The organism is Nonomuraea wenchangensis, from assembly GCF_900111685.1.
GTDB lineage: Bacteria > Actinomycetota > Actinomycetes > Streptosporangiales > Streptosporangiaceae > Nonomuraea > Nonomuraea wenchangensis.
In genome coordinates this window covers 12,902-36,227 of record NZ_FOHX01000017.1, presented here as the reverse complement: position 1 = coordinate 36,227, position 23,326 = coordinate 12,902, and the positions used below count along the sequence as shown (strand labels likewise).

At 72.4% G+C, this 23,326-nt stretch carries 22 protein-coding genes; 18 read left to right on the top strand and 4 right to left on the bottom strand.

The features are described 5' to 3' along the window. Positions 1-235: 235 nt before the first annotated feature. From BMW85_RS37140 to rfbD, 4 genes are read left to right on the top strand one after another with little or no spacing between them, the layout of a single operon-like run. Positions 236-1,693: a sugar transferase gene (locus BMW85_RS37140; protein WP_091091189.1), complete on the top strand. Its 1,458-nt coding sequence runs from the start codon at positions 236-238 to the stop codon at positions 1,691-1,693. Positions 1,694-1,695: 2 nt separating this feature from the next. Beyond that, positions 1,696-2,763 (top strand): glucose-1-phosphate thymidylyltransferase, encoded by a 1,068-nt coding sequence (locus BMW85_RS37135; RefSeq protein WP_091091187.1) that lies wholly within the window; start codon positions 1,696-1,698, stop codon positions 2,761-2,763. Then, complete coding sequence (rfbB, locus tag BMW85_RS37130) at positions 2,760-3,686, top strand: dTDP-glucose 4,6-dehydratase (protein ID WP_091091185.1); 927 nt, start codon at positions 2,760-2,762, stop codon at positions 3,684-3,686. The genes BMW85_RS37135 and rfbB overlap by 4 nt, the downstream gene beginning before the upstream one ends. Then, the gene (gene rfbD / locus BMW85_RS37125; RefSeq protein ID WP_091091586.1) at positions 3,683-4,534 is read left to right on the top strand and encodes a dTDP-4-dehydrorhamnose reductase; all 852 of its coding nucleotides are present in this window, start codon (positions 3,683-3,685) and stop codon (positions 4,532-4,534) included. The genes rfbB and rfbD overlap by 4 nt, the downstream gene beginning before the upstream one ends. On the opposite strand, the gene BMW85_RS37120 is transcribed toward rfbD, so the two are convergent. Further along, positions 4,516-5,094 (bottom strand): dTDP-4-dehydrorhamnose 3,5-epimerase family protein, encoded by a 579-nt coding sequence (locus tag BMW85_RS37120; RefSeq protein ID WP_091091589.1) that lies wholly within the window; start codon positions 5,092-5,094, stop codon positions 4,516-4,518. The genes rfbD and BMW85_RS37120 overlap by 19 nt on opposite strands. 56 nt (positions 5,095-5,150) lie before the next feature. Here BMW85_RS37120 and BMW85_RS37115 point away from each other — a divergent pair, with 56 nt between their 5' ends. From BMW85_RS37115 to BMW85_RS37080, 8 genes are read left to right on the top strand one after another with little or no spacing between them, the layout of a single operon-like run. Further along, positions 5,151-6,371 (top strand): class I SAM-dependent methyltransferase, encoded by a 1,221-nt coding sequence (locus tag BMW85_RS37115; protein WP_245775280.1) that lies wholly within the window; start codon positions 5,151-5,153, stop codon positions 6,369-6,371. After that, positions 6,368-7,144, top strand: a complete 777-nt coding sequence (locus BMW85_RS37110; RefSeq protein ID WP_091091183.1) for a sugar phosphate nucleotidyltransferase — start codon at positions 6,368-6,370, stop codon at positions 7,142-7,144. The genes BMW85_RS37115 and BMW85_RS37110 overlap by 4 nt, the downstream gene beginning before the upstream one ends. After that, positions 7,123-7,794, top strand: coding sequence for a PIG-L deacetylase family protein (locus BMW85_RS37105; protein WP_245775279.1), 672 nt, complete (start codon positions 7,123-7,125; stop codon positions 7,792-7,794). The genes BMW85_RS37110 and BMW85_RS37105 overlap by 22 nt, the downstream gene beginning before the upstream one ends. Positions 7,795-7,796: 2 nt before the next feature. After that, entirely contained in the window at positions 7,797-8,816 is a 1,020-nt protein-coding gene (locus BMW85_RS37100) for an NAD-dependent epimerase/dehydratase family protein (RefSeq protein ID WP_091091177.1), read from the top strand. Then, a complete protein-coding gene (locus BMW85_RS37095) occupies positions 8,813-10,081 on the top strand; it encodes a DUF4910 domain-containing protein (RefSeq protein ID WP_218156099.1) in 1,269 nt (422 codons plus the stop codon). The genes BMW85_RS37100 and BMW85_RS37095 overlap by 4 nt, the downstream gene beginning before the upstream one ends. Further along, the gene (locus BMW85_RS37090; protein WP_091091176.1) at positions 10,081-11,025 is read left to right on the top strand and encodes a hypothetical protein; all 945 of its coding nucleotides are present in this window, start codon (positions 10,081-10,083) and stop codon (positions 11,023-11,025) included. Before BMW85_RS37095 ends, BMW85_RS37090 begins: the two co-directional genes overlap by 1 nt. A gap of 19 nt (positions 11,026-11,044) precedes the next feature. Next, the gene (locus BMW85_RS37085) at positions 11,045-12,493 is read left to right on the top strand and encodes an oligosaccharide flippase family protein (RefSeq protein WP_091091173.1); all 1,449 of its coding nucleotides are present in this window, start codon (positions 11,045-11,047) and stop codon (positions 12,491-12,493) included. Next, entirely contained in the window at positions 12,493-13,386 is an 894-nt protein-coding gene (locus tag BMW85_RS37080; RefSeq protein WP_091091172.1) for a glycosyltransferase family 2 protein, read from the top strand. Before BMW85_RS37085 ends, BMW85_RS37080 begins: the two co-directional genes overlap by 1 nt. On the opposite strand, the gene BMW85_RS37075 is transcribed toward BMW85_RS37080, so the two are convergent. Beyond that, positions 13,349-14,506 carry an acyltransferase family protein gene (locus BMW85_RS37075; protein WP_091091169.1) on the bottom strand — a complete coding sequence of 386 codons (1,158 nt, stop codon included), beginning with the start codon at positions 14,504-14,506 and terminating at the stop codon, positions 13,349-13,351. The two genes, BMW85_RS37080 and BMW85_RS37075, sit on opposite strands and share 38 nt — an antisense overlap. A gap of 149 nt (positions 14,507-14,655) precedes the next feature. On the opposite strand from BMW85_RS37075, the gene BMW85_RS37070 reads away from it, so the two are divergent. Then, the gene (locus BMW85_RS37070) at positions 14,656-15,492 is read left to right on the top strand and encodes a GumC domain-containing protein (protein WP_091091168.1); all 837 of its coding nucleotides are present in this window, start codon (positions 14,656-14,658) and stop codon (positions 15,490-15,492) included. A gap of 3 nt (positions 15,493-15,495) precedes the next feature. On the opposite strand, the gene BMW85_RS37065 is transcribed toward BMW85_RS37070, so the two are convergent. Continuing rightward, the gene (locus BMW85_RS37065) at positions 15,496-16,296 is read right to left on the bottom strand and encodes a 2OG-Fe(II) oxygenase (protein WP_091091165.1); all 801 of its coding nucleotides are present in this window, start codon (positions 16,294-16,296) and stop codon (positions 15,496-15,498) included. Positions 16,297-16,446: 150 nt separating this feature from the next. Here BMW85_RS37065 and BMW85_RS37060 point away from each other — a divergent pair, with 150 nt between their 5' ends. Together BMW85_RS37060 and BMW85_RS37055 are read left to right on the top strand one after the other, a co-directional pair. Continuing rightward, the gene (locus tag BMW85_RS37060) at positions 16,447-17,160 is read left to right on the top strand and encodes a hypothetical protein (RefSeq protein WP_091091162.1); all 714 of its coding nucleotides are present in this window, start codon (positions 16,447-16,449) and stop codon (positions 17,158-17,160) included. Beyond that, a complete protein-coding gene (locus BMW85_RS37055) occupies positions 17,157-18,524 on the top strand; it encodes an O-antigen ligase family protein (RefSeq protein WP_091091159.1) in 1,368 nt (455 codons plus the stop codon). The genes BMW85_RS37060 and BMW85_RS37055 overlap by 4 nt, the downstream gene beginning before the upstream one ends. Here BMW85_RS37055 and BMW85_RS37050 read toward each other — a convergent pair. Then, entirely contained in the window at positions 18,463-19,011 is a 549-nt protein-coding gene (locus BMW85_RS37050) for a dTDP-4-dehydrorhamnose 3,5-epimerase family protein (protein WP_091091158.1), read from the bottom strand. The two genes, BMW85_RS37055 and BMW85_RS37050, sit on opposite strands and share 62 nt — an antisense overlap. Before the next feature lie 189 nt (positions 19,012-19,200). Between BMW85_RS37050 and BMW85_RS37045 the strand changes: the two genes are divergently transcribed. Genes BMW85_RS37045 through BMW85_RS37035 form a run of 3 tightly spaced genes read left to right on the top strand, consistent with a single transcriptional unit; the run spans position 19,201 to position 23,326 of the window. Then, a complete protein-coding gene (locus BMW85_RS37045; RefSeq protein ID WP_177241076.1) occupies positions 19,201-19,935 on the top strand; it encodes a WecB/TagA/CpsF family glycosyltransferase in 735 nt (244 codons plus the stop codon). A gap of 2 nt (positions 19,936-19,937) precedes the next feature. After that, a complete protein-coding gene (locus tag BMW85_RS52140) occupies positions 19,938-21,986 on the top strand; it encodes a glycosyltransferase (protein ID WP_177241090.1) in 2,049 nt (682 codons plus the stop codon). Beyond that, positions 21,983-23,326 carry a hypothetical protein gene (locus BMW85_RS37035; protein WP_091091151.1) on the top strand — a complete coding sequence of 448 codons (1,344 nt, stop codon included), beginning with the start codon at positions 21,983-21,985 and terminating at the stop codon, positions 23,324-23,326. Before BMW85_RS52140 ends, BMW85_RS37035 begins: the two co-directional genes overlap by 4 nt.

Here is a 23,326-nt window from a genome sequence, read left to right as displayed (position 1 = left end):
GTCGCCGTAAACCTCCTAAATCCCTCTTGTGGACCGCTGCACCAAATGGAGCGTTCCGTCAACCCCTCGGCGTCCCCATCAAACGTCCGATTGTGGACGTTTGTTGCCATTCCCCATGCCGGAGCCGATCTTTAATCTTTAGTGGGGGTCGCCGCCCTTATGCGGGGTTTCGTCAACCCATGTGGTGATTGGGGCGTCACGTTATCAGGGAGCACGGAGTTCACAGGGTGGTGTCATGAGGGTGGGGACCGGGGAGTCCGCTGTCGTGCTCCTCAAAGCCGCGCCACGCCGCGCGTCCAGCATCTGGACGCGGGCGTACCTGCGGCTGCTGCTGTACGGGGACACGACGTGCGCGCTGCTCGCCTGCGTCTGCGTGCTGGGCGCGCGGCTGCTGGGCGGGGCGTTCGTCCCCTGGGTGGAGTATCTGCTGGGGTTCGGCCTGGTCGCCGGCTGGCCGCTGGCGCTCGCGATGGGCGGCGCCTACCGCCAGCGCGCCAACGGCGAGGGCACCGAGGAGTTCAAGTCCGTCTTCAACGGCGGCGTCGGGCTGATGGCCACCGTCGCCATCATGGCCTACGCCACGCAGACCGTGATCGCCCGCAGCTTCGTGATGGCGATGCTGCCGCTGGCCCTGGCCGCCACGCTGGGCTTCCGCTTCCGCATGCGCAAGCGGCTGCACCGCAGGCGGGCCGTCGGCGACTACATGCGCCAGGTCATCGCGGTCGGGCACCGCGAGTCGATCATCGACCTGGTGATCCAGTTCAGGCGGCAGCCGTACCACGGCATGCGGGTGGTGGGCGCCTGCCTGCCGCCCGACCACGACCTCGACGCCGACCTCGACGGCGTGCCGGTGCTCGGCACGTTCGGGGACGTGGCGCGGGTGGCCGATCGGGAGCGCGCCGACGCCGTGGCCGTGCTGGCCTGCCCGGAGCTGGACGGCGCGGCGCTGCGCCGGCTCGCGTGGAGCCTGGAGAGCGCCCGTACCGACCTGTTCGTCGCGCCGGCGCTGCTCGACGTGGCGGGGCCGCGCATCAGCATCAGGCCGGTCGCGGGGATGCCGCTGCTGCACGTGGAGCATCCCGAGTTCGACGGCACCAAGCAGCTCGTCAAGACCGTCTTCGACCGGCTGGTGGCCGCGCTCGCGCTGCTGCTGCTCGCCCTGCCGCTGCTCGGCATCGCGCTGCTGATCCGCCTCACCAGCCCCGGGCCGGCGTTCTTCCACCAGACCAGGGTCGGCAAGGGCGGCGCGGAGTTCCGGCTGGTGAAGTTCCGGACGATGGTCGCCGACGCCGAACGGCTGAAGGACGCGCTGCTCGACTCGAACGAGTTCGACGGCGTGCTCTTCAAGATGCGGAACGATCCAAGGATCACCGCTGTAGGCGCTTTCCTCCGGAAATACTCCCTCGACGAGCTGCCCCAGCTCCTCAATGTCCTGCGCGGCGAGATGTCGCTCGTCGGTCCGCGCCCGCCGCTGCCGCGGGAGGTCGCCGAGTACGGCACCGACGTGCGCCGCCGCCTCGTCGTCAAGCCGGGGATGACCGGGCTCTGGCAGGTCAGCGGCCGTTCCGACCTGACGTGGGAGGAGTCCGTACGGCTCGACCTGCGCTACGTCGAGAACTGGTCGCTCATCCTCGACCTGCAGATCCTGTGGAAGACCTGGTCCGTCGTCACCCGTGGAGAAGGGGCGTACTAGCGGTGAAAGCACTCGTGCTCGCCGGGGGGTCGGGCACACGGCTTCGGCCGATCACGCACACCTCGGCCAAGCAGCTCGTGCCGGTCGCCAACAAACCGGTGCTGTTCTACGGCCTGGAGGCCATCGCCGCCGCCGGGATCACCGAGCTGGGGCTGGTGGTCGGGGACACCCACGCCGAGATCGAGGCGGCCGTGGGCGACGGCTCGGCGTTCGGACTGCAGGTGACGTACCTGCGGCAGGAGGCGCCGCTCGGGCTGGCGCACGGCGTGCTGATCGCCCGCGACTACCTCGGCGACGACGACTTCGTGATGTACCTGGGCGACAACTTCGTGGTCGGCGGCATCAACGGCCTGGTGGAGCGGTTCGCGCGGGAGCGGCCGTCCGCCCAGATCATGCTCACCCGGGTCGGCGATCCGCGTCAGTTCGGCGTGGCCGAGCTGGACGCGGCCGGCCGGGTGATCGGGCTGGAGGAGAAACCCGAGCGGCCGAAGAGCGACCTCGCGCTGGTGGGCGTCTACCTGTTCAGCCCGGCGGTGCACGCGGCGGTCGCCGAGCTGAAACCGTCCTGGCGGGGCGAGCTGGAGATCACCGACGCCATCCAGTGGCTCATCGAGGCCGGGCTGCGGGTGGAGTCCTCGGTGATCTCCGGCTACTGGAAGGACACCGGCAACGTCACCGACATGCTGGAGGTCAACCGGCTGGTCCTGGAGTCGGTCGAGCCGCGCGTGGACGGGCACGTGGACGCGGCCAGCGAGCTGGTCGGCCGGGTCGTCGTCGAGCGGGGCGCGACGGTCGAGCGCTCCCGCGTCGTCGGCCCGGCGATCATCGGCGAGCGCGCCCGCGTCCGCGACAGCTACGTCGGCCCCTACACCTCGGTCGGGGCCGACTGCGTGCTCGCCGACGCCGAGATCGCCTACTCCATCGTCATGCCCCGCGCCTCCATCACCGGGGTGGGCCGCGTGGAGTCCTCGCTCATCGGCCACGACGCCGAGGTCACGCCCGCGCCCAACACGCCCCGAGCTCACCGTCTGGTGCTCGGCGATCACAGCAAGGTACAGATCTCCACATGACCAGAGTCCTGGTGACGGGGGGTGCGGGGTTCATCGGCTCGCACTTCGCCCGAAGCCTCAACGACGTGTACGTCACCGTCCTCGACAAGCTCACCTACGCCGGCGACCTGACCAACCTCCAGGGCGTGCGGCACGAGTTCGTGCACGGTGACATCTGCGACGCCGGCCTGCTCGCGCGGGTCGTGCCCGGCCACGACCTGGTGGTCAACTTCGCCGCCGAGTCCCACGTGGACCGCTCGATCGCGGGCGCGGCGGAGTTCATGCGCACCAACGCGCTCGGCACCCAGACGCTGCTCCAGGCGTGTCTGGAGGCCGGGGTTCCGAAGGTGGTGCAGGTGTCCACCGACGAGGTGTACGGCTCCATCGACATCGGCTCGTGGGACGAGTCCGCGCCGGTCCGGCCGCGCTCGCCGTACGCGGCGTCCAAGGCGGGCGGCGACCTCATCGCGCGCGCGTACGCGGTCACGTACGGGATGGACGTCTCGATCACCCGCTGCGGCAACAACTACGGCCCCCGGCAGTACCCGGAGAAGATCATCCCGCTGTTCGTCACGCGGCTGCTGCGCGGCGAGAAGGTGCCGCTGTACGGCGACGGCGGCAACGTACGGGACTGGATCCACGTCAGCGACCACTGCGCCGGCATCCGCCTGGTGGCCGAGAAGGGCGCGCCCGGCGAGGTCTACCACATCGCGGGCACGGCCGAGCTGACCAACAGGGAGCTGACCGGGCGTCTGCTGGAGGCGTGCGGCCGTGACTGGGACCTGGTCGAGCAGGTGCCGGACCGCAAGGGCCACGACCGCAGGTACTCGCTGGACGACAGCAAGCTGCGGGCGCTCGGCTACCGCGCGGAGATCCCGTTCGAGCAGGGGCTCAAGGACACCGTCCGCTGGTACGCCCAGAACCGGGACTGGTGGGACCGATGAGGTGGCTGATCACGGGTGCGGGCGGCATGCTGGCCGGCGACGTCCTCGACCGGCTGACCCGGACCGGCGAGCCGGTGCTCGCGCTCGGCCGCGCCGAGCTGGACGTGCGCGACCGGCGCGCGGTGCGCGAGTTCGTGGCCGCCTACCGGCCCGGCGCCGTGATCAACTGCGCGGGCTGGACCGCCGTGGACGACGCCGAGACGCACGAGGCCGAGGCGCTGGCGGTCAACGGCCACGCGGTGCGGTGGCTGGCCGAGGCGTGCGAGGGCGCCGGCGCGCGGCTGCTGCAGGTGTCGACCGACTACGTCTTCGACGGGGCGGCGGCGGGGCCGTACGGGGAGGACGACCCGACGGGCCCGCTCAACGCCTACGGCCGCACGAAGCTGGTGGGCGAGCTCGCCGCCCTGGACCACGGCCAGTACGTCGTCCGCACCGCCTGGCTCTACGGCGCGCGCGGCACCAACTTCGTCCGCACGATGATCCGCCTGGCCGGGGAGCGGCCCAGCGTGGACGTCGTGGACGACCAGCGCGGCCAGCCGACGTGGGCCGCCGACCTGGCCGGGAGCCTCGTCGGGCTGGCCCGCGCGGATCTGCCGCCCGGCGTCTACCACGCGACCAGCGCGGGGGAGACCAGCTGGCACGGCTTCGCCAGGGAGATCTTCGCGCTGCTCGGCGCGGACCCCGAGCGGGTGCGCCCGGTGCCGACCGGCGACTTCCCGAGGCCCGCCCGCCGCCCGGCCAACAGCGTGCTCGCCTGCCGCAAGGGCGAGCCGATCCGCCACTGGCGCGAGGCGCTGCACGCCGCCTGGCCGGTGCTGGTGGGGAGCCGTCAGTGCAACGTGGCGTAGAACTCTCGGCAGGTGCGATAGTCGGGGAGCAGCCCGGCCGCCAGCGCCTCGGCGAGGGACGGCGCCGCGGCGTCCTGGTCCGACAGCACCGGCTCCAGCCCGGCCGGCCAGTCGATGCCGAGGTCGGGGTCGAGCGGGTTGACCCCGTGCTCACCGGCCGGGTTGTAGGTCGCGGAGCACAGGTAGACGACCGTCGCCTGCTCGCTGAGCGCCATGAACGCGTGCCCCAGCCCTTCGGCGACGAGCATCGCCCGGCGGGTCTCGTCGTCCAGCACCGCCGACTCCCACCGGCCGAAGGTGGGGGAGCCGGCGCGCAGGTCCACGACCACGTCGAGGACGGCCCCGGACACGCAGGTGACGTATTTGGCCTGGCCCGGCGGCACGTCCGCGTAGTGCACCCCGCGCAGCACGCCGGCGCGCGAGACGGAGCAGTTGACCTGGGCCACGCCGAGCGGGTGCGGCAGCTCCGCGGCCTTGAACGCCTCCAGGAAGGCGCCGCGCGGGTCGGCGTGAACGCGAGGGGTGAAGAGCCACGAGCCTTCGATCGAGAGCTGATCCACGATCGCAGCATGCCAGACCACCGCTCCTGCGCACGAGCCCTGGGAGGGATCTTCAGATGACGACCGAGGTGACGACCTGCCGTCTGTGCGGCGCGGACGAGCTGGCGGGGGTGGTGGACCTCGGCGCGACCCCGCCGTGCGAGCTGTTCCTCACCGCCGACCGGCTGGCCGCGCCGGAGCCGACGTACCCGCTGCACCTGCGGGTCTGCACGAGCTGCTGGCTGGCCCAGCTCCCGCCGCTGATCACGCCGGAGGAGACGTTCACCGAGTACGCCTACTTCTCCTCCTACTCGACCTCCTGGGTGGAGCACGCGCGCCGCTTCGTCGAGCAGGCCGGGCCGCAGCCCGGCGACTTCGTGGTGGAGGTGGCCAGCAACGACGGCTATCTGCTCCAGCACGTGGTGGAGCGGGGCGTGCGCTGCCTCGGCATCGAGCCGTCGGCCAACGTCGGCCGGGCGGCCAGGGAGAAGGGCGTGCCGACGCTCACCGGCTTCCTCACCCCCGAGACCGGGCGGCAGGTGCGGGCCGGGCACGGCCCGGCCGACCTGGTGGTGGCCAACAACGTCTACGCGCACGTCCCCGACGTGGTCGGCTTCACGGAGGGGCTGCGGGCGCTGGTGGCCGACCACGGCCGGGTCTCGATCGAGGTGCAGCACCTGCTGACGCTGATGGAGCTCAACCAGTTCGACACGATCTACCACGAGCACTTCCAGTACTACACGGTGGCCTCGGCCCAGCGCGCCCTGGCGAGCGGCGGGCTGCACCTGGTGGACGTGGAGCTGCTGCCGACGCACGGCGGCTCGATCAGGCTCTGGGCGCAGCCGGAGGAGGCGCCCGTGTCGCAGCGGGTGGTGGACGTGCTCGCCAGGGAGAAGGCGGCCGGGCTGCACGAGCTGTCCGGGTACGCCGACTTCGCCGCCCGGGTGGCCAAGGTCCGGCGCGACCTGCTGCGCTTCCTCATCGACGCCGCCGACGCGGGCGAGACGGTGGTCGGCTACGGGGCTCCCGGCAAGGGCAACACGCTGCTCAACTACTGCGGGGTCCGGCCGGACCTGCTGGCGTACACGGTGGACCGCAATCCGTACAAGCACGGCAGGTACACGCCCGGCTCGCGCATCCCCGTCCACCCGCCCGAGCGCATCGCCGCCGACCGGCCGGACTACGTGCTGGTGCTGCCGTGGAACCTGCGTGAAGAGCTGGTCGAACAGCTCTCGTACGTCCGCGAGTGGGGCGGCCGGCTGGTCTTCCCCATCCCGAGCCTGGAGGTCGTGGGATGAAGGTCGTGCTGTTCTGCGGCGGGCGTGGCACCCGCATGCGCAGCGACTTACCCGGGGGCACCATGCCGAAGCCGATGCAGCTCGTCGGCCCGCGCCCGCTCGTCTGGCACGTCATGCGCTACTACGCGCACTTCGGGCACAAGGAGTTCATCCTGTGCCTCGGCTACGGAGCCCAGCACATCAAGGACTTCTTCCTCACCTACCAGGAGACCGGCTCGAACGACTTCGTGCTGCGGGACGGGCGCGTCGAGCTGCTGTCGACCGACATCTCCGACTGGCGGATCTCGCTGATCGACACCGGCCTCGACGCCACCATCGGCGAGCGGCTGCGCCGGGTGCGCCCGTTCCTCGGTGACGACGAGATGTTCCTCGCCAACTACGCGGACGTGCTCACCGACGCCCCGCTGCCGGACATCATCGCCCGCTTCGCCGCCGCCGACGCCGGCGCGTCGATGATGGTCGTGCCGCCCACCAACACCTTCCACGTCGTGGACGTCGGCGAGGGCGGGCAGGTCGGGGCGATCACGCCGGTGGCCGAGCTGCCGCTCTGGGTGAACGGCGGCTTCTTCGTGCTGCGCCAGGAGGTCTTCGAGCACCTTCCGCGCGACGGCGACCTGGTCGCGGACGCCTGCGCCGAGCTGGCCAAGCGGGGGCGGCTGATCGCGTACCCGCACCGGGGCTACTGGCGGCCCAGCGACACCGTGAACCAGCGCCTGGAGCTGGACAGCGCCTGGGCGAGGGGCGAACGCCCGTGGGCGCTGTGGGAGAGATGACGGGCCTGCGCCCGGCCCGGCTCGACGCGGTCGTGGCGCTCGGCGCGCACTGCGACGACCTCGCGATCGGCGCCGGCGGCACCCTGCTCACGCTCTGCGCCGGCCGTCCCGGGCTGCGGGTGGACGCGCTGGTGCTGTCCGGCGGCGGCACCGGGCGGGAGGACGAGGAGCGGGCCGCGCTGGCGGCGTTCTGCCCGAGGGCCGACCTCGCAGTGACGGTGCTCAAGCTGCCCGACGGCCGGCTGCCCGCCCACTGGGACGAGGCCAAGAACGCCCTGGAGGACCTGCGCGCCCGCACCGCGCCCGACCTGATCCTCGCCCCCTGGCAGGGCGACGCCCACCAGGACCACCGCGGCCTGGCCGAGCTCGTGCCGACCGTCTGGCGGGGCTGCCTCGCGCTCGGCTACGAGATCGTCAAGTGGGACGGCGACCTCGGCCGCCCCTCCGTCTACCAGCCGCTCGACCCGGAGACGGCCGAGGCGAAGGTGCGGCTGCTCCAGGAGCACTACCCCTCCCAGCGGCACCGCCCCTGGTACGACCGGGAGACCTTCCTCGGCCTGGCCCGCGTCCGCGGCGTCGAGTGCGGCGCCAGGTACGCCGAGGCGTTCCACACCAACAAGATCGTCATCGACCTGGCCTCCGGAGGCTGACCTTGCGGATTCTGTTGACCGGCCACCAGGGCTACCTGGGCAGCGTGCTGGCCCCGGTGCTGGCCGAGGCGGGGCACGAGGTGATCGGCCTCGACTCCGGCCTGTTCGCCGACTGCGTGCTCGGACCGGCTCCCGACGACCCCCCGGGACACGCCGTGGACCTGCGGGACGTCCCCGCCGAGGCGCTGACCGGCATCGACGCCGTCGCGCACCTCGCGGCGCTGTCGAACGACCCGCTCGGCTCGCTCGCGCCCGAGCTGACCTACGACATCAACCACCACGCCTCGGTCCGGCTGGCCCGGCTGGCGCGCGAGGCCGGGGTGCGCCGGTTCGTCTACGCCTCCACCTGCTCGGTCTACGGGGCCTCGGGCGGGGACACGCTGGTGGACGAGGACGCGCCGCTGCGGCCGGTGACGCCGTACGCCGAGTCGAAGGTCCGGGTGGAGGACGACCTCGCGGAGCTGGCCGACGACGACTTCTCGCCGGTGTTCATGCGCAACGCCACCGCGTTCGGGTTCTCGCCCCGGCTGCGGGCCGACATCGTGCTCAACAACCTGGCCGGGCACGCGGTGCTGACCGGCGTGGTGCGGGTGTTGTCCGACGGCACGCCGTGGCGGCCCCTGGTGCACGCCCGCGACATCGCCGAGGCGTTCCTGCGGGCGATCGAGGCGCCGCGCGAGGCCGTGCACGCCCGCGCGTTCAACGTGGGCACCGAGGCCAACAACGTGACCGTCAGGCAGATCGCCGACGAGGTGGTGGCGGCGGTGCCGGGCGCGGAGCTGACGATCACCGGCGAGAGCGGCGGCGATCCGCGCTCCTACCGGGTCGACTTCTCGCGCATCCGGCGGGCGCTGCCCGGCTACGAGGCCGGCTGGACGGTCAAGGCCGGCGCGGAGGAGCTGGTGACGGCCTACCGGACGTACGGGCTGACCAAGCACGACTTCGAGCGGCGCTACACCCGGCTGGCCCGGCTGTCCGACCGGCGCGCGGCGGGCACGATCGACGCCGGGCTGCGGCCGTGACCGGCGAGGAGATGCACGACCTCGTCCGCCGGCTCTACCCCCTGTGCCGGAGCATCACGGGCGACGGCGTGCGCGGCACCCTGGAGATCGTCGGCGAGCACCTGCCGCTGACCGTGCGCGAGGTGCCGACCGGGACCGAGGTGCTGGACTGGACGGTGCCGAAGGAGTGGAACGTCCGCGACGCCTACGTCAAGGACGCCTCCGGGCGGCGGGTGATCGACTTCCGGGAGTCGAACCTGCACGTCGTGGGCTACAGCGTGCCGGTGGCGGGGACGTACTCGCTGGCCGAGCTGCGTCCGCGGCTGCACACGCTGCCCGAGCAGCCGGGGCTGGTGCCGTACCGGACCAGCTACTACGCCGAGACGTGGGGCTTCTGCCTCAGCCAGGACGCCCTCGACCGGCTCCGGGACGAGGACGGCCCGTTCGAGGTGCGCATCGACTCGACGCTCGCGCCCGGCTCGCTGACCTACGGCGAGTACGTCGTCCCCGGCCGGCTCCCCGAGGAGGTGATGATCTCCTGCCACGTCTGCCACCCGTCGCTCGCCAACGACAACCTGGCGGGCATCGCGGTGGCCGTGGCGCTGGCCCGGCGGCTGCGCGAGCCCCGCCACACCTACCGGTTCCTGTTCGCGCCGGGCACGATCGGGGCCATCACCTGGCTGGCGCGCAACAGGGAGCGCCTGCATCTCGTCGCGGGCGGGCTGACGCTGGCCTGCGCGGGGGATCCGGGGGCGCTGACGTACAAGCGGAGCCGCCGGGGCGACGCGCTCATCGACCGGGCGGTCACGCACGTGCTGCGCGGCCGGCCGCACGAGGTGCTGGAGTTCTCCCCGTACGGGTACGACGAGCGCCAGTTCTGCTCGCCGGGCTTCGACCTGCCGTTCGGCAGCCTGACCAGGACGCCGTACGCGGGATACCCGGAATATCACACCTCGGGGGACAACCCGGATTTCGTGACCCCGCAGGCCATGGAGGACACCCTCGACGCCCTCACGCGGGTCGTCGAGGTGCTGGAGCACGAGCGCACGTACCTCAACCTCAGCCCGTACGGCGAGCCGCAGCTCGGCCGCCGCGGGCTCTACGGATCTCTGGGCGGCCGGAGTGACACGAAACAGGCCCAGATGGCGATGTTATGGGTGTTGAACCTGTCAGACGGAGAGCATGGCCTGCTCGACATCGCCGATCGGTCCGGACTGCCGTTCGCCGCCGTGAAGGAGGCGGCGCAGTCACTGCTGGACGCCGGATTGCTGAAGGAGAAGGCCTGATGGACCTCAAGGTCGGTGACGTGGTGGAAGTGCGGAGCGAGGCCGAGATCCGCGCCACCCTGGACGAGCGCGGCGAGCTCGACGGCCTGCCTTTCATGCCGGAGATGGCGGCCTACTGCGGCAGGCGCCTCACCGTGCACAAGGTCGCGCACAAGCTGTGCGACACCCAGACCAGGACCGGGCTGCGCCGCATGGAGCGGGCCGTGCACCTGACCGGGGCGCGCTGCGACGGCGCGGCCCACGGCGGCTGCCAGACGAACTGCTCGATGTACTGGAAGGACGCCTGGATCAGACGGGTCGGCGAGACGTCGGGGGCGCCCGCGCCGGACCCGCGCCTGCTGCCCCTGCTGGAGGTGGGCACCCGCAAGCCGGACCGGCCCGACCACTACTCCTGCCAGGCCACCGAGCTGCTGCGGGCCGCGCCTGCCTGCCTGCCGGTGCGCAGCATGGGCCAGTACGTCACCGACGTGCGCACCGGCAACGCCGGCCTGCGCCGCACCCTCCACGCCCTGCTGATCGGCGGCTTCAACCGGCTCCAGGCGGTCAGCACGCGGGTGCTGCCCCGCCGGCTGCGGCTCAGGGAAGGGCGCCGCTGGGGCTTCCTCAAGCCCGGCCTGCGCGGCCGGACGCCGACGGCGACGCTCGACCTGAAGCCCGGCGAGCTGGTCCGCGTCCGGTCCAAGGACGAGATCATGGCGACGCTCAACGAGCGCATGGAGAACCGCGGCCTCGGTTTCGAGGAGGAGATGGCCCGCTACTGCGGCACCGTCACCCGCGTCCAGTCGGTGGTGGAGCGCTGCGTCGACGAGCGCACCGGCGAGCTGCTCACCATGAAGACGCCCTGCGTGACGCTGGAGGACGTGGTCTGCCAGGGCCTGCACAGCCTCAACTGCCCGCGCGAGTTCGTGCCGTTCTGGCGGGAGATCTGGCTCGAACGGGTGTGACCGCACAGGAAAGGAACGCATGGAGGAGACCGAACGTGTCGAGGAGGTAGGCGCCCGGGCGGGCCGCGGGCTGCGCTGGACCGTGCTCGGCAGCCTGGTGACCCGGGCCGGCTCCTTCGCCATGGGGCTGGTGCTGGCCAGGCTGCTCGCCGCCGACGACTTCGGCGTCTACGCGGTGGCGCTGGCGGCGACGCAGATCGTCATGCACGTCAAGGACATCGGCATCCAGGCGGCGATCATCCACTGGCGCGGGCGGGTGGAGGACATCGCGCCCACCGCCAGCGTGCTCAACTTCGCCGTCACCACGCTGGCCTATGGCGCGTTCTGGCTGTTCGCACCGGTCTTCGCGCGGCTGTCCGGCAACGAGGAGGCCACCGGCGTGGTGCGCCTGCTCACCGCGGTCGTCCTCATCGAGGCGTTCACCGCCGTGCGCAGTGCCGCCCTCCTGGTGCGCTTCCAGCAGGACCGGCTCACGCTCGCCATCATGATCGGCTTCGTGGCGAACGCGGCCGTGGCGGTCAGCCTGGCCTTCGCCGGCGCGGGCGCGTACGCCTTCGCCTGGGGCCAGGTCACCGCCTCGCTGGTCACCGGCGTGCTCATCTTCTTCTGGGGCTGGCTGCCGATCAGGGTCGGCTGGGACAGGGAGACCGCCGGCAAACTGCTGCGGATCGGCATCCCGTCAGCGGTCGGGTTCGGGCTGGAGGCCCTGCTCATGAACGCCGACTACGTCGTCGTCGGCAACGCGCTCGGGGCCGAGCAGCTCGGCTACTACCTGCTGGCGTTCAACGTGTCGAGCTGGGTGCCGGGGATCATCGGCACCGCGCTGCGCTACGTGTCGCTGCCCAGCTTCTCCCGCCTGTCGGAGGACCCGGCGGCGCTGTCGGAGGGGGTGCGCAGGTCGGTGCCGGTGATGGTGGCGTTCGTGCTGCCGCCCGCGCTGGTGATGGCCTTCCTCGCGCATCCGCTCATCACGTTCCTTTACGGCGAGCGGTGGGACTTCTCGGCCGGGGTGCTGCGCTGGCTGGCGGTCCTGATGGTGGTGCGGATGCTCATCTCGTACCTGGCGGTGGACATCCTGACCGGGCTCGGCGCGACCAAGACCACCGTCTGGCTCAACCTCGGCTGGGCGGTCGTCCTGCTGCCGGCCCTGATCGCCGGGGCGCACCTCGGCGGGATCCGCGGCGCGGCCGTCTCGCACGCCCTGGTCGCGGTGCTGGTCGCGGTGCCCATGGCGGTGTTCATCCTGCACCGCGTGGGGGTGCGGCTCGCGCCCGTGCTGCCCGGCCTGGTGCGCCCGGCCCTGGGCGCGGTCGCGGCGGGGACGGTCATGGCCGTCCTGGAGGGCGTCACCCGGGGCGAGCACGCGCTCGTGCAGCTCGGCGTGGCGGGCGGAGCCGGGATGCTGGCCTTCGTGCTGGTCGTGGTGCCGGGCGCCGCGCTGAGGAAACTCGTCACTAGGAGCGCTTGATGACCTTCGCCGACTCGCTGGTCTCCGTGGGGGTGCCCGTCTACAACGGGGCCGCCCGCGTCGAGGGGACGATCCGCTCGGTGCTCGCCCAGGACCACCAGAACCTTGAGCTGGTCATCTGCGACAACGCCTCGACCGACCGTACCGAGGAGATCTGCCGCGACTGGGCCGCGAGCGACCCTCGCGTGGTCTACCACCGGCAGCCGGAGAACATCGGGCAGCTCCCCAACTTCGCCGACGCCATCAGGCGGGCGCGGGGCGTGTTCTACCGGTGGGCGGGCGACGACAACTGGCTGGCCCCCACGTACGTCTCCCGCTGCCTGGAGGTCTTCGCCGCCGACGAGCGCCTGCTGCTGGTCACCACGCAGCAGGCGTACGCGGGCCCGGACGGCTCCACCAGGACCGCTCCCTACACCGGCACCGGCTACCTCGCCGACGACCCGGTGGACCGCTTCGCCGAGTGCCTGCGCATGCTCAACGAGGACCCCCTCGCCATGGACCCCCTCTACGCCCTCATGCGGCGCGAGCGGATCATGCGGGTGGACCGGGGCCGGGCCATGCTGCGCGAGGACGAGATCTACGCGGCCCGCATGGCACTGGCCGGGCCGTGGGGCCACGTTCCCGAGATCCTGGCCGGGCGGGAGTGGGAGGTCCAGCAGCAGGGCGACATCGCGCGCAAGCTCGGGGTGCCCGCCTGGCAGGTCCGTGTGGCCCTGCTGTTGCAGTGCAGGGAGCTGCTGCGCGCGCTCGGCGAGGCCGGGCTGACGCCCGCGCAGCGGCGGCGGGGGCGGGCGCTGGTGGCCCGGATGTACCTGCGCAGGCACGGGGTGACGGCCGTGCGCAGGGGTCGCAAGCTCATGGCGACGACTCGGCTGCTGGGGGCGGGCCGGTAGCGGTGCGCGTTCCCCCCGCCAGGCGGGCGCGCATCGCCTCGCGGAGCGCGGCGGCGCTCCGGTGCCGCTGGAACGGCAGCTCGAACGCCGCGGCGAAGCCCCACGCGAACAGCACCGACGCCGGCGCGGCCACCGCCAGCAGCGCGAGCAGCCGGCCCGTGCCCGGCTCCAGCAGCGGGGCCACGAGGAAGTGGTTCACGGCGACCACGATCGGCGCGTGGACGAGGTAGAGGCTGTAGGAGAAGGAGCCGAGCGTCCGCACCGGCCGCGTGTCGAGCAGGCGCACCAGGGGCCGGGGCCGCCCCTGGGCGACCGCGGCGAGCAGCAGCCCGGCGGCGGGCGCGAGCGCGAGGTCCACCCAGAAGAACCTGGCGACCGTCCACTCCGAGCCCTGGACCACGATGAGGACGAGCACCGGGACCGCCGCCCCGGCCGCCGCCCAGTGCAGCGGGACCCGGGTCCGCGTCCGGAGCACGGCCGCCGCCAGCACGCCCGCCGCGAACAGCACCGCGAACTGCGGGGTCAGCCGCATCAGCAGCCCCACCGCCGGCACGTACGCGGCCAGGACCCCCACCGCCACCACCACGGCGGCGACCACGCCCGCCATGGCCCACGCGCCGAGCCGCCGCACCAGGAGCAGCAGGAGCGGGAAGACGAAGTAGAGCTGCGCCTCGACGGCGATCGACCAGAGGGCGCCGTTGGGGCTGGGCGAGCCGAACACGTCCTGGAGCAGCAGCCCGTAGACGACGACCGTCTTCGCGGTCGGGACGGGCTGGCCGGGCTGCGGCACCAGCAGCCAGGCGACCGCCAGGCTGAACAGCAGCGCCGCCCAGTACGGCGGCAGGATGCGCCAGGCGCGGCGGCGGGCGAAGCGGCGCAGGCCGCCGAGCCGCCAGCCGGAGCGGGCGGGGGAGACCGCGAGGGAGAAGCCCGACAGGGCGATGAAGACGACGACGGCGAAGTGGCCGTAGAGCAGCCAGCCCGCCCAGCCGGGCCCGGTGTCGGCGGGGAAGCCGGGGAAGGACAGCAGCCAGCAGTGGTGCAGGACCACGAAGAGCGCGGCGAGGCCGCGGATCCCGTCCAGCCCGCCGAGCCGCGCCCCGCCCCCGCCGCCGTCCATGCCCACCCCGCCCCCGAATCGCCCTGGATATATCGCGATTTGCCGGGCTCGCGTAACAAGCAGACCGAAAGGTGCGATGTCCTGATTGGAACGGTATTTCTGGGGGGATGAACGACGTCCCGTTGCGTGGCAAATCGGGCTGGGGATATATGGAATTCTGGACGGCCATTCTGGGTCTCGCCCGCAACAAGTTCGTCGCCGTCCCGGTGGCCGTGCTCACCGCGGCCCTGGCCCTCACGGGATACCTCGTCCTGCCCGAACGGTACGTCGCCAGCGCCTCCATGGTCCTGGTGACCCCGTCGGGCGGCGGCTCGATCGACCGGACCAAACCGCTGGCGCAGACCAACCCGCTGCTGCAGTTCTCCGACGACCTCAGGACCACCGCCAGCATCCTCATCCTGGCCATGAACTCGCCCGACGTCTTCAAGTCCGTCGGCGCCCCCGAGGACGGCCCGGTCGAGCTCACCATCGACGACGGGCGGACGAACCCGACCCTGCTCGGCGTCGGCACCACCGGCCCGTTCGTCTACGTCGAGGTCGAGGCCGCCTCCAGGGCCGAGGTGACGAAGGTGCTGGCGGCGGCCCAGGAACGGCTCCGCGAGGAGCTGGAGGACCGGCAGAACGAGCTCAAGGCGCACCCCGTCACGTTCGTCCAGCTCGACGACGTGGTGCGGCTCGGACCGGAGGCGGACCGCGCGCCCAAGCTCCAAGGGGCGGTCGGCGGCGCGCTGCTCGGCCTGGTGGCGGGGTTCGGGGCGGCCTACGCGGCCGTACGCGGGAAGCTGCGCCTGCCCGCCCGCCTCCACCCTGAACCTCCTGTGCGGGAGAACAAGGAGAACGGGACCCTCCAGAAGACCGGCAGCCTCAACGGCAGGACCCCGCACGAGAAGGCCGCCACGGACCAGGCCGCCACGGACCAGGCCGCCGCCGACGCGGACGCCGAGACCGGTCCCATCGACGTCATCAGGGGCGGCGGCGACCGCTGAGCCCTACTTGCGCGGCCCGACCAGGTCGGCCAGCGCGGGCGGCACCCACCGCCTGGCCACCTGGCGGAAATTGCTCTTCCACTCCTCGCCGGGCCGCTGCTTGAACCTGGTGTCGTGCTCGTCGAGCGTCTCGTCGTCCGGCCGGCCGTTGGTGTAGTAGTAGAGCGCCATCGAGCGCCGGGCCCGGTCCTCCGGGCAGGTCAGCGGCTCGGGATGGCCGTGGTTGGCGTCGTCGGTGGTGGCGAAGACCACGAAACGGTTGAACACCGGCAGGACCTTGTGCTCGCAGCGGGTCATGTCCTTGTTCCAGAGCTGCAGGTGCCCGCCGTAGGACTCCTCCCAGTCCTTGTTGAGATAGAGCAGGCCGTTGAGCCGGCGGTCGAGGTTGAGCCTGCGGTGCCGGTTGAAGTCGACGTGCACCTTCAGGTAGCCGCCCGGCCTGATCTGGTGCAGGCCGCCGCCGTCGTAGTGCGGGTCGGACACCAGGTGCTCGATGCCGGTGAGCCGTTCGAGGAAGTCGACGAACACCTGCCCGTTGAACTCCGACAGCAGGTGCCGGGTGGCCGGCCCCATCTTCTCGGTGTCGGCGAGGGCGAGCTTGATCTCGCGGGCGTTGTCGAAGCGCTGCCACTCGACGTCGCGCGGCTCGGGGAACTCGGCGAGCACCGGCTCCAGCGCCTCCGGGGGCAGGAAGTCGTCGATCACCACGTGCCGGAAGGGACTGGCCTTGAGGAAGGACTCCCGCAGGCTGTCCGCCAGCGGAAGGAGATTGTCACGTTTGAAGGTGAAGCCGGAAAACGGCATCGATGCTCCCACCCTACGGAAATGGCGTGAATACCCCGGGTGTGACATCGTGAAATAACGTGATCTCGTTACGGATTTCCGCGTAACGCCGGATATGTCCGGGGCCGATGACCGTATCGAGGGTTGATCCGGTTCGGGAGGGAAAACGCCTTGGACTTCTGGGGGACGGTCCTGGTCGTGTTCCGGCGCTGGTACGTCACCATACCCGCGTTGCTGCTGGCCCTCGGCGGCTCGTACGCCGTCTACCGCACCGTCCCGACCGTCTACCAGTCGGGCGCGGTCCTCGTGCTCACCATCCCCGTGACGGGCGGGAGCGTTCCAACGGATCCCGCCTATCCGAACCCCCGTACCAACCCGCTGCTCAACTACAACGGCTCGCTCAACGTCGCGGCCTCGATCCTGCTCCAGGCGCTGAGCGCCCCGGAGACCGCCGCCCGGCTGGGGGCGCCGCCCGGCGGCGAGACCACGTACGTCGTCCACAACGGCAGCCCCAACCCCGAGCTGCTGGCCAGCGGGCCGTTCGTGATCATCAACGCCAGGTCGCCGTCCGCCGGGACCGCGCACACGCTGGTCACCCGGCTCGTGGAGCAGGCGGGGCGCGAGCTCGCCGCCCGTCAGGCCGCGCTGGGGGCGCCCGTGAGCACCTACATCCAGCTCACGCCGATGGTGCCGCCGACCGAGCCGCAGGAGCAGCGCGGCGGCAAGAGCCGCACGGCCATGGCGGTGCTGGCGCTCGGCCTGTTCGCCGCCCTGACCGCCGGCTACGCGATGGAGAGCCTCGCCGCGGCGCTGCGCCGCAGACGGGCCGGGCCGGGCCCCGTCGAGCCGGCGGAGCGCGCCGAGCCGCTGGCGCTGCGCCTGTGAAGGCGATCGCCCTCACCGGGACGGAGCCCGTGGCCGGCCTGCCCCGGCCGCACCCGGCCGACGGGGCCACGCTGGGCGTCGTCTTCGTGGTCATCCTGATGATCGTCCCGGCCCGGCTGGTGTTCCGCGGGCTCTCGTTCGCCATCACGCCGGCCGAGGCCGTGGGGCTGTTCGCGCTGGTGTGGTGGTTCTGCGCGCAGCTCACCACCACGCTCGGCGCGGCCAAGGGCCGCACCCTCGTCCGCAGCGCGGTTTTCGTCTACGCCTCCTCGCTGATCGCCACCTACGCCTACGCCGCCGCGGGGAACCTGCCGAGGGACGAGCTCGACCTCGCCGACCACATGCTGGTGAGCGCGTTCGCGATGATCGGGATCGTGCTGCTCGTCGTGGACGGCGTACGCGGCCGGGCCCGGCTCGACCTGGTGCTGAAGACCGTCGCGGTGATGGGCGCGGTGCTCGGCGTGATCGGCGCGGCGCAGTTCCTGCTCAGGTTCGACCCGACCCCGTACATGGTGCTGCCCGGCCTGCGCTTCACGCAGGAGGAGCTGTTCGTGGTGGAGCGCAACGGGCTGAGCAGGGTGGCGGCGACCACCGGGCATCCGATCGAGTTCGCGGTGGTGTGCGCGATGATCCTGCCGATCGCGCTGCACTTCGCCTTCCAGGCGATGGAACGCCGGCAGCCGCACCTGCGCTGGTGGCTGTGCGCGGGGCTGATCGCGGCCGGGATGGTGTTCTCGGTGTCGCGCTCGGCCTTCGTCGGCGTGGCGGGGGCGGCGGCGGTGCTGCTGGTGGGCTGGCCGCGCCGGCGGCGGCTGCTCGCGCTGGGCGCGATGGTGCTCTTCCTGGGCGCGGTCAAGGTGGTCGTGCCGGGGGTGCTCGGCGCGATCCTGGACCTGTTCACGGGCCTGTCCACGGACTCCAGCCTGCGCTGGCGGACCATGGACTACGCCGCCGCGGCCACCGAGATCTCCCGCCACCCGTGGCTGGGCCGCGGCCTCGGCACCTGGTACGCCCCCAAATACCTGGTCTTCGACAACCAGTACATCCTCTCCACGGTCGAGACCGGGATCATCGGCGTGCTGGCCTTCGCCGGGCTCTTCCTGGCCGGGATCTGGTCGGCGCTGCGCGCCCGCCGGCTGCTCACCGACCCCGCGGACCGCGACCTCGGGCTGACGCTGGCCGCCTGCCTGGTGGTGCCGCTCATCGGGGCCGCTACCTTCGACCTGCGCTCGTACGCGGTGATCACCGGGCTGTCGTTCCTGCTGGTCGGTTCGGCGGGCGCGCTGGCCAGGGAGGCCCGGCTCAGGCGAGCAGCCGCGCCTGCGCCTCCCGCCACGACCCCGCCGCCAGGTCCCGCGCGCTGATCGCGGTCACCGGCAGCGGCCAGGCGACGGCCAGGTCCGGGTCGTCGTAGCGGACCGAGACGTCCTCGGCCGGGTCGTGCTCCCTGTCGATGCGGTAGCAGACGTCGGCCTGCTCGGTGAGCGCCTGGAAGCCGTGCAGGAAGCCGCGTGGCACGTACAGGCAGGCGAAGTCCTCGTCGTCGAGGCGCACGCTCATGCTCCGGCCGTACGTCGGCGAGCCGGGCCTGGCGTCCACCAGCACGTCGTGGACCGCGCCGCGGGCGCACCTGACGAGCTTGGCCTCGCCGCGCCCCACCCGCCCGTGCAGGGCCCGGACCGTGCCGAGCCGCGAGCGCGACTGGCTGTCCTGGATGAAGGCGCCGGGATCGAGACCGTGTTTCGCGGCGACGGCGGCGTCGAACGTCCGGGTGAAGCACCCCCGGTCGTCGTGGTGCGGCGTCGGAACGAAGAGAAGGACGCCTTCCAGGGCGCCGCGCTCCACTCTCATGCCCCTCATCCTGCTGGCGGGCCCACACTTCCTGCCAGACCCACACGTAACGGATTTCTCCGTTATGCCGATGATTCGGGCGAAAGGTCGGGCTGGGCTGGGCCAGGGCGAAGGAGCGAGGACATTCCGGCGGACCCCTTCACCACGGCCGGTCCTCCCGCGCGCGTGCGCGTGGGAGCCGTGCACGTCATGGCCGTCACCGAGACCGGAGTGGCCGACCACGTCTCCCGCGAGTGGGCCGCCGGCCGGGGCGGCGCGATCGTCACCGCGAACGTGGACATCGTCCGCGCCGCCACCCGCGACCCGGCGCTCGCCGCCCTCGTCGCCCGCGCGGAGCTCGTCGTCGCCGACGGCATGCCGGTCGTGTGGGCGGGCCGCCTGGCCGGCGCCGCGATCCCGGAGCGGGTGACCGGCTCCTCGCTCGTGCACACACTCGCCGGGCGCGCCGCCCGCGACGGCCGGCCCGTCTACCTGCTCGGCGGCGACGAAGGAGTGCCGGAGGCCGCCGCGCGGGCCCTGTTGGAACGTTACCCGGGGCTGCGGATCGCGGGCACGCACTCACCGCCGTACGGGTTCGACGCCGACCCCGCAGCGCGGCGCGCGGTCGTCGAGCGCGTCAGGGAGGCCGGGCCGGGCCTCGTGCTCGTCGGACTCGGCTTCCCCAAACAGGAACGGCTGATCATGGAGCTGCGGCCGGAGCTGCCCGCCGCCTGGTTCCTGGGCTGCGGCGCGGGCATCGCGATGGCCGCCGGCCAGTTCAGCCGCGCCCCCGAGGCCCTGCAGCGGGCGGGCGGCGAGTGGCTGCACCGGCTCGCCCTCGAACCGCGCCGTCTGCTCCGGCGCTACCTGCTTCACGACGCACCCTTCGCCGTGCGCCTGCTGACCGGCGCGCTCCGCGCCCGTCTCCGTCTCCTGGGAAGGTGAGCATGCTGGCGATCGTCATCGTCACGTACTTCAGCGAGCGCGTCATCGGCGACTGCCTGCGCTCGCTCCAGGACGCCGGCGCGGGAGACGCCCGGGTGCTGGTCGTGGACAACGACTCGGCCGACGGCACGATCGCGGCGGCCCGCGCCGCCCTGCCCGCCGTCGAGGTGGTCCCGACCGGCCGCAACGCGGGCTTCGCCGGCGGCGTGAACGCCGGGATCGCCGCCGCGTCCGGCTGCGACGTGCTCGTGCTCAACCCGGACATCCGGCTCGCCCCCGGCGCGATCACCGCGCTGAAGGAGGCGCTGGCCGTGCCCGGCACCGGGATCGCGGTGCCCCGGCTCACCGCCGAGGACGGGACCGTCCACCTCTCGCTGCGCAGGCGGCCCACCGTGCCGCGCGCGCTCGGCGAGGCGCTGCTCGGCGGCCACCGGGCCGGGCGGATCCCGGCGCTCGGGGAGCTGGTCGTGGCGGCCGGCGCGTACGAGCGGCCGGGCACCGCCGACTGGGCGACCGGCGCGGCCTGGCTCGTCTCCCGCGCCTGCCTGGACGCGCTCGGGCCGCTGGACGAGCGCTACTTCCTCTACTCCGAGGAGACCGAGTACATGCTGCGGGCCGGCGACCACGGCTTCGCCGTCCGCTACGAGCCGCGGGCACGGGCCGTGCACCTGGGCGGCGAGCAGGCCACCTCCAGCCGGCTCTGGGCGCTCGCCACCGCCAACCGGGTCCGGCTGCACCGCGAGCGGCACGGCCGGGCGCGCGCCCTCGCCATGCGCGGCGCGGTGCTGCTCAACGAGGCGATCCGGGCGCTCGCCAGGACCGGCGAGGGCGGCGCCAAGCACCGGGCGGCCCTGCGCGCCCTCGTCCGCCTGCCGCGCTGGCCCGAGCCGCCCGGCGCGCCCGACCCGCCGGGTTACGTCTGCTTCGCGGCCCAGGACTGGTGGTACCACAACCGGGCGCACTCCGACTTCCAGCTCATGCGCGCCATCGCCGGCCGGCGCAAGGTGCTGGTGGTCAACAGCATCGGCATGCGCATGCCCGCGCCGGGCACCACCACCCACGTCACCCGCCGTATCCTGCGCAAGCTGCGCAGCGTGGCGAAGTTCCTGCGGCAGCCGTTCCCGGGCTTCCACGTGATGTCGCCGCTGCCGCTGCCGTTCTACGGCTCGCCGGTCCTGCGCCGGGTCAACGCCCTGCTCGTACGCGCCCAGGTGCGGGCGGTGTGCCTGGCGCTCGGCCTGCGCCGCCCGGTGATGGTGGTCACCATCCCCACGGCCTGGGACGTGGTGCGCCCGATGCCCCGGCACGCGCTCCTCTACAACCGCTCCGACCGGCACTCGGCCTTCCCCGAGGCGGACGCCGCCGTCATCGGGGCCCTGGAGAACGAGCTGCTGGCCCGCGCCGACCGGGTCCTCTACGCGAGCCGCACGCTGATGGCCGAGGAGCGCGAGCTGACCGGCGAGCGGGCGTGCTTCCTCGACCACGGCGTGGACCTCGACCACTTCACCAGGGTCGCGGAGCCGCCTCCCGACCTCGCCGCCGTGCCGGGGCCGCGGGTGGGGTTCTTCGGCGCGCTGGACGAGTTCGTCGTGGACGTCGGGCTGCTCGAACGCCTGGCCGCCGAGCTGCCGCAGGCCTCGCTCGTGCTCATCGGCGACGCCACCGCGCCGATGGACCGGCTGACCGCCCATCCCAACGTGCGCTGGTTCGGCTTCGTGCCCTACGAGCGCATCCCGGCGTACGCGTCCGGCTTCGACGTGGCGATCATGCCGTGGCAGGACAACGCGTGGATCAGGCACGCCAACCCGATCAAGCTGAAGGAGTACCTGGCCCTGGGCCTGCCGGTGGTCAGCACGGACTTCCCCGAGCTCGCCCACTACCGGGACCGGGTGCGGGTCGCGGCCACGCCCGACGCGTTCGTGGCGGCCGTCAAGGCCGCGCTGGCGGAGGGCGGCCCGCGGCCGGCCGCCGAGCTGCGGGCGTCGGTGCTGGGGATGTCCTGGTCGTTGCAGGCCGAGCGGCTTCTGGAGCTGGCCGAGGGGGAGCGTTGACGCGGGCGAGCCGGCTGGTCCTCGGCGCGGTGGCGCTGCTCGCCGCCGCGGCCCTGGTGTGGGCGGTCGCCGGCATGTCGGAGGGCGAGCCGGGCCCGCGCCCGTCGGCGTCCGGCACGGCCGCCCCCCGCCCGGACGTCGCCGGGCTGCCCCGCGTCCCCTGGGAGGGCGGCCCCGCCTACTACGACCGCTTCGCGAGCACCAAGGCCGCCGGCTGGACGAACCCGGCGTTCTTCCCCGTCGGCGTCTGGTACGAGTCCGTCATCACCCAGGACGACGTGGACAAGGACGTCGAGGCCGGCATCAACACCTACATCGAGCTGACCGAGACCAGCGACATGGCGCTGATCAGGAAGAACGGCCTGTTCGCCGTCCCCAGCAAGCCGTTGAAGGACTACGGGGCCGAGACCGTCGCCTGGCTGATCACCGACGAGGCCGACATGTGGGCAGGACCCGGCGACGACGGCTGGACCGGCAACTTCCCCGGTGAGGGCCCCCTCTGCATCCCGGACGACCCGCACAAGGAACGCTGCGGCTACACCGTCATGAAGACGCTGAAGGACCGGCTGCCCAAGGACGGCCGCCCGCACTACGCCAACTACGGCAAAGGCGTCATGATCTACCAGGACGACCGCCAGGCCGGCCGGTTCCTCAACGACTACACCGATCTCGTCTCCCTCGACGTCTACTGGTACACCAGCTACTTCGCCTGCCTGGACGGCCAGAACTGGCTGCACTGGTCCGGCGAGGAGCGGTGCCGCCGCGCGGCCAACTACGGCCTGCTCATCGACCGCCAGCGCAAGCTGGACGCCCTCGACGGCAAGCTCCAGCCCATCTACGCCTTCGTCGAGGTCGGCCGCCCCGCCGCCGAGGACCGGCGGCAGATCGAGCCGGACGAGGTCAAGGGCGCGGTGATGAGCTCCCTGATCCACGGGGCCAGGGGCGTCATCTACTTCAACCACAGCTTCGGCGGCCCCTGCCAGAGCCAGCACGTGCTCCGCGACGCCTGCGGCGTCACCACCCGGCCCGCCGTGATCGAGGTGAACCGGCAGATCAGGCAGCTCGCCCCCGTGCTCAACACCCAGTCCGTCGAGTACGGCTTCGGCCCCGGCGTGGACACCATGCTGAAGGCGCACCAGGGCGCGTACTACCTGTTCGCCATGCCGTCGGTGGAGGGCCGGCCGGGAGCGCACACGTTCGCGCTGCCCGGCGGCCTGTCACCCGGTCAGGTCGAGGTCATGTTCGAGAACCGGCGGTTGCCCGTGGACTCCTCAGGACGTTTCACCGACACCTTCACCAGCGAGAGCTCCTATCACATCTACCGGATCACGCCCTCCTGA

Bases quoted from the DNA above. Each gene is read 5' to 3' on its own strand.
- BMW85_RS37140 (WP_091091189.1), top strand. From the start codon at position 236: ATGAGGGTGGGGACCGGGGAGTCCGCTGTCGTGCTCCTCAAAGCCGCG.
- rfbB (WP_091091185.1), top strand. From the start codon at position 2,760: ATGACCAGAGTCCTGGTGACGGGGGGTGCGGGGTTCATCGGCTCGCAC.
- rfbD (WP_091091586.1), top strand. From the start codon at position 3,683: ATGAGGTGGCTGATCACGGGTGCGGGCGGCATGCTGGCCGGCGACGTC.
- BMW85_RS37115 (WP_245775280.1), top strand. From the start codon at position 5,151: ATGACGACCGAGGTGACGACCTGCCGTCTGTGCGGCGCGGACGAGCTG.
- BMW85_RS37110 (WP_091091183.1), top strand. From the start codon at position 6,368: ATGAAGGTCGTGCTGTTCTGCGGCGGGCGTGGCACCCGCATGCGCAGC.
- BMW85_RS37090 (WP_091091176.1), top strand. From the start codon at position 10,081: ATGGACCTCAAGGTCGGTGACGTGGTGGAAGTGCGGAGCGAGGCCGAG.
- BMW85_RS37085 (WP_091091173.1), top strand. From the start codon at position 11,045: ATGGAGGAGACCGAACGTGTCGAGGAGGTAGGCGCCCGGGCGGGCCGC.
- BMW85_RS37080 (WP_091091172.1), top strand. From the start codon at position 12,493: ATGACCTTCGCCGACTCGCTGGTCTCCGTGGGGGTGCCCGTCTACAAC.
- BMW85_RS37075 (WP_091091169.1), bottom strand. From the start codon at position 14,506: ATGGACGGCGGCGGGGGCGGGGCGCGGCTCGGCGGGCTGGACGGGATC.
- BMW85_RS37070 (WP_091091168.1), top strand. From the start codon at position 14,656: ATGGAATTCTGGACGGCCATTCTGGGTCTCGCCCGCAACAAGTTCGTC.
- BMW85_RS37065 (WP_091091165.1), bottom strand. From the start codon at position 16,296: ATGCCGTTTTCCGGCTTCACCTTCAAACGTGACAATCTCCTTCCGCTG.
- BMW85_RS37050 (WP_091091158.1), bottom strand. From the start codon at position 19,011: ATGAGAGTGGAGCGCGGCGCCCTGGAAGGCGTCCTTCTCTTCGTTCCG.
- BMW85_RS37045 (WP_177241076.1), top strand. From the start codon at position 19,201: ATGGCCGTCACCGAGACCGGAGTGGCCGACCACGTCTCCCGCGAGTGG.
- BMW85_RS52140 (WP_177241090.1), top strand. From the start codon at position 19,938: ATGCTGGCGATCGTCATCGTCACGTACTTCAGCGAGCGCGTCATCGGC.